Here is a 3495-nt window from a genome sequence, read left to right on the forward strand (position 1 = left end):
GTTCAGATGTTCAACTTGGAACATCAGAACCCTCCCATTTTCATGATCAATCGCCATCTAGCATTCTGAATACTCCGCCGAGGACACTTCCTTCTCCTCTGTTTTGGCCTCCTGCTTGAGGAGCGGCTGCAAATACACGGCTTGCCAGGCGGCTGAATGGCAGGGACTGAATCCAGACAGTTCCTGGTCCTCTTAGAGTTGCAAAGAATAGACCTTCGCCGCCAAATAACGCTGTTTTGATTCCTTTGACCATTTCGATGTTGTAATCGACATTGCTCGTCATCGCGACAAGACAGCCTGTATCGACCTTAAGAACTTGGCCTGGTAAAAGCTCTTTCTTATGTATCGTTCCGCCGGCGTGAACAAAAGCCATACCATCTCCTTCAAGTTTCTGCATAATGAAGCCTTCGCCGCCGAAAAAACCTGCGCCGATCTTCCTTTGAAATTCGATGCCGACAGAGACACCTTTTGCAGCAGCAAGGAACGCATCCTTCTGGCAAATGATTTTACCACCAAGTTGATTTAAATCCATAGGGACAATTTTCCCAGGGTATGGTGATGCAAAGCTGACATGTCTCTTGCCATGGCCAATGTTGGTAAAGGTCGTCATGAACAAGCTTTCACCCGTCAGCATACGCTTCCCGGCACCAAATAATTTCCCCATCATGCCCCCGCTGCCACCTGAGCCATCACCAAAAATCGTTTCCATTTGGATTTGTTCATCCATCATCATCAGACTTCCCGCTTCGGACACTACGGTTTCATTTGGATCCAGCTCGATTTCTACGAACTGCATGTCATCCCCATAAATCTTGTAATCAATTTCATGGTTTTTCATAGGCTTTAGCCTCCTAAAATATGATCCATTACAATGTTATTTTACAGCTTTTGATGGTATGTGACTATTTTAGATTCGAATATTACTAGTAAAATATTTTAATTCATCTAATCATTACTTTGATGCCTATTAAGATGATGAGGATGAATATTTGATTTTCTATATAGGTTAAGAGGAATGCTAAAAACAAGTAAAAAGCTGGTTTGCGGATGGATCCCAGCGATGGTTCTGATGTTTTTGGAACATGAGAACCGTCCCCATGTTTACCTTTGTTCTTTAAAATTAGGCTTTTGTATCAGTAGCAATACCCACCTAGAGTACATAAATTGTTGGGGAGTATTCTCAATTATTAATATTTTTAGCTGATATACGGAATTTTTCGCAGTTAGCTCGGTTGTATTTGTTTCTAGAGCCATTGGTAAATTGTTTGGGAGGTTATGTAGATGATGAATGATTTTCACAGTGAACTTCAAAGGCTTAATTTGGGTGATTTTCAGGCAACGCAGCCGGTTACTTGGGATCAAAACCAGTATAATGCTGGTGATGAGCGGATTTTCGGAGTAGGTGGTTTTGGAGGATGTTTTGGCTTCGGTTTCGGATTCCCTTTCTTTAGCTGCTTTGGCTGTTTTGGCTGTGGCGGATGCGCCCGTTGTGCCCGTTGTGCTGGATGTGGCCGATGCGGCGGATGCATGCGTTGTGGCGGCTGCGGCGGTTGCGGACGCTGCCATCGTTAAGAGGATGAATGAACGATAAAAGTTAGTTTTCTAATATGAATAGCCCCTGCCGGCTGATGTGCAGGGGCTATTATTTCTTCGTACCAAGTGACATAAGGGACAAATTGAGATACATACGATGTTAATGACAGTCATAAAACAGGTGAGGTCAGCAGGGGCAAAGGAGGAGCGGCATGGAAAAATTGGACCCTTCTATGCGATTAAAAGTTAAGAGGGACACGTTTTATCTCCCTGAACCAAATAGCAGCGTTTATTTTCGGAACAATCAATGTTCCTTCCGGATTGAAGGAAGTGGAATCGATCAATGGGTGGAGAAGCTGCTGCCAATGTTCAATGGGGAGTATTCAATTGAGTATTTGACGAACGGATTACCTGGACCTTATAGGGACCGGGTAGTTGAAGTTGCTGAAGTTTTGTATCGAAATGGGTTTGTTCGGGATGTGAGCAAGGACCTTCCACATCAACTGTCCGAACATGTTGTCAAAAAATTCGCGTCCCAAATTGAATTTGTGGATAGTTTAGCAGATTCAGGTGCTTCTAGATTTGAAGCCTTTCGGCAGGCGAATGTGCTTGCAGTGGGATCTGGTTCTTTTTTGACTTCATTGGTTTCTTCGCTGATTGAATCTGGATTAGTCAAGCTGCATGTGCTCATTACCGATGAGGTACCGACGAATAGAGGTCGACTGAAGGAACTCGTTGACCATGCACGTAAAACGGATTCTGAGGTGGAGTTACAGGAGGTTATCTTTAATGAAGATGGATGGCGGGAAACGTTAAAGCCATTCGATTCGATTTTATATGTCACACAAAAGGAAAATTTAGGGGAGCTGGACCTCCTGCATGCTATTTGCAGAACAGATAAGAAATTGTTTCTTCCGGCTGTGTACAACGAACAGATTTGTATAGCTGGTCCAATTATTCATCCGGATTCTGAGGCGGGATGGGATTCTGCTTGGCGGCGTTTGCACAATTCAGTTTTAGTAGAAGAACAGCAGATTCCTGCCGGCTCAGCAATATCTGGAGCCATGCTGGCAAATATCATCGTCTTTGAATTTTTTAAGGAGATTACTGGAGTTACAAAGCCAAACCAGAGAAATAGGATCTTTTTGCTAGATTTAGAGACTCATGAAGGAAGCTGGCATTCATTTTTACCGCATCCACTGGAGACAGGAAAAATAACAACTGAACAAGTTGAAAGTCTTGAAATGCGGCTTGAACAAGGCTCGGAAAGAGTGGGGCCAGAAAAACTGCTGTATTTCTTCAGCCTGCTTACGTCAAAAGAAACGGGGATTTTTCATATTTGGGAGGAAGGGGATTCAAAGCAGCTGCCATTAGCGCAATGCCGTGTTCAGCCAGTCGATGCAATGTCCGAGGGGCCGGCAGAATTGTTAAATGAGGTGATCTGCAGCGGATTGACCCATGAAGAAGCACGAAGGGAAGCGGCGCTAACTGGAATAGAGGAATATGCTTCAAGGCTGGGCAGTTATATTGTTCCACGTTATAGTGATGAATTTGTCGCCATTGGAGCGGGAGAAACGTTTGCGGAAGGTGTTGGCCGGGGTCTGCAGCAATGTTTGACTGAGCAGCTTAGAAAACTGCAGCTAAATCAAAAGAATACAATTTTCCGTGTGCAGTTGGATACGATTGAGGATGAAAGGTGTCGTTTTTATTTAAATGCACTCACCTCTATGCAAGATGAGCCAATAATCGGATTAGGAGAAGAATTGGATGGGTTTCCTGTCGTATATGTTGGTACAAGAGATGGATGGTATGGAAATGCTGATTTGAACATCACAATGGCGCTTAGAAAGTCTTTGCAGAATGCGCTTTTCAAAGCTCAGAACGATTTCGATGCATATTCTGCCATTGCCTTAGAGGAAACATCCGTGATTTTTGATGAAAGGGAAGTGCAGAGGATCGCCA

General features: G+C 43.9%; 2 protein-coding genes and 1 pseudogene. 2 read left to right on the forward strand and 1 reads right to left on the reverse strand.

The annotated features are described in order from the left end of the window. Nucleotides 1–46: 46 nt before the first annotated feature. A complete protein-coding gene (locus tag WB217_RS18085; RefSeq protein ID WP_423994695.1) occupies nucleotides 47–838 on the reverse strand; it encodes a TIGR00266 family protein in 792 nt (263 codons plus the stop codon). Between the two features lie 446 nt (nucleotides 839–1284). On the opposite strand from WB217_RS18085, the pseudogene WB217_RS18090 reads away from it, so the two are divergent. Together WB217_RS18090 and WB217_RS18095 are read left to right on the forward strand one after the other, a co-directional pair. Next, nucleotides 1285–1449 (forward strand): annotated as a pseudogene (locus tag WB217_RS18090) (heterocycloanthracin/sonorensin family bacteriocin); the annotation flags it as partial. Between the two features lie 296 nt (nucleotides 1450–1745). Beyond that, nucleotides 1746–3495, forward strand: a 1750-nt coding sequence (locus WB217_RS18095) for a putative thiazole-containing bacteriocin maturation protein (RefSeq protein ID WP_423994697.1), incomplete at its 3' end; no start/stop codon positions are given.

Origin of the sequence: Mesobacillus sp., from assembly GCF_049588175.1 — a bacterium.
In the GTDB taxonomy this organism is placed as follows: Bacteria; Bacillota; Bacilli; order Bacillales; family Cytobacillaceae; genus Mesobacillus.